Source organism: Sulfurovum sp. bin170, assembly GCF_010892395.1.
Classification (GTDB): Bacteria; Campylobacterota; Campylobacteria; order Campylobacterales; family Sulfurovaceae; genus UBA1140.
In genome coordinates, this window is sequence record NZ_JAACKB010000432.1 from 1 (window position 1) to 1,655 (window position 1,655).

1 protein-coding gene is annotated in these 1,655 nt (G+C 30.2%); it reads left to right on the forward strand.

All coding sequences use genetic code 11. The features are described from left to right. Window positions 1-1,655: condensation domain-containing protein (locus GSY74_RS10260; RefSeq protein WP_255494608.1), on the forward strand; the 1,655-nt coding region annotated here is incomplete at both ends.

Here is a 1,655-nt window from a genome sequence, read left to right on the forward strand (position 1 = left end):
GGAAGTGTCGTTATCGTCAAAGATGAACAGCTTATAGCCTATATAGTCGGAGATAGTAATGGTGTAAAAGAGCATCTTAAAGAGAAACTACCTAGCTATATGATACCGAGTTTTTTTATAGAAATAGAGACTATACCTCTCACATCAAATGGAAAAGTAGATAAAAAATCTCTGCCAGAGGTGGATATGTCATTAGATATGGGGTATGTAGCTCCTAAAAATTTATTACAAGAGAGTGTAGCTACTATATTTGAAGAGGTATTGAGATTAGATAGCGTTGGGATTGATGATAACTTTTTTGAGATAGGTGGAGATTCTATTAAGGCTATTCAAATCTCTTCTAAACTATTGGAATTGGGTTATCAACTGAAAATAAAAGAGCTTTTCCAACATCAAACGATTGCTCAACTTGTACCATTATTAAAAGAGAGTAAAAATAGTATAGCACAAGATGATATTGTAGGAGATGTCTTACTCTCTCCTATTCAACAGTCATTTTTTGAAGATTTTGAAGAGTATCATCATTATAATCACTCTGTAATTCTCACAGCTAATTTAACACTTGATAAAGATAGTTTAGAGAAAGCACTTTTAGATATTTACAATCACCACGATATGCTTCGAGCTTCTTTTGAGATAGATAATGAGAATAAAATAAAGCAATATATTAATACTACAGCGACGCAGATAATACTTGATGAGATAGTTTTAGAGGAAGAGATAAGTATAGGTAAAGATATATTAGATAATTTGCATAAGAACATAGATTTAGTTAAGCCATATAAATTTACTCTATTTAAACTTCAAGATTGTTATAAACTTTCTATTATCATTCATCATTTACTTGTTGATGGAGTCAGTTGGAGAGTTTTATTAGAAGATTTAAAACAATCTTATTTAGGTAAACCTTTGCCATTAAAGACGCACTCGTTCCAAGAGTATGTAGAAGTGATAGATAACTATGCATCATCAGAAGAATTGCTTTTAGAGGCTGATTATTGGAATGAGATATTATCTAAAATAGAAGATAACAACAGTATAAAAAAAGTTAAAAACAGGGAGCTTAAACAAGCATTTATAGAGTTTAGTCAAGATGAATATGAGTTGATTAAATCTGCCAATAGAGCCTATAAAACAGAGATAAATCATATACTATTGAGTGCTTTATCCATAGCACTAGATGATTTTGAAGATAAAGTTATATTTTTGGAAGGACATGGAAGAGAAGATGTTTTAAATTTGAACTTGGATAGAACTATAGGATGGTTTACTACGATGTTTCCTGTTGATTTAGGATTGTTAGAGACTAGAGAAATATCAAGTATAGTAAGAGAGATAAAAGAGAGAATTAATTCTATTCCAAATAAAGGTGTGGGTTATGGTGTATTAAAATACTTTAGTGAGAAGATAGAGATAGAAAAAACCCCTGTCATTAGTTTCAATTATTTAGGAGAGATGGATAATCAAAGGGATAGTATCTTTGAGTTGAAAGATGAGTATTCAGGTGCAGAGGTTTCAGAAGAAGAGTATAGTAAGATAGATATAGACATCAATGGTTCTTTTTCAAATCATAAATTATCATTTAGAGTAGATTATAATAGTCATCATTATAGTGAAGATAGAATAATATCAATGCTAAATATCTTTAGAATAAC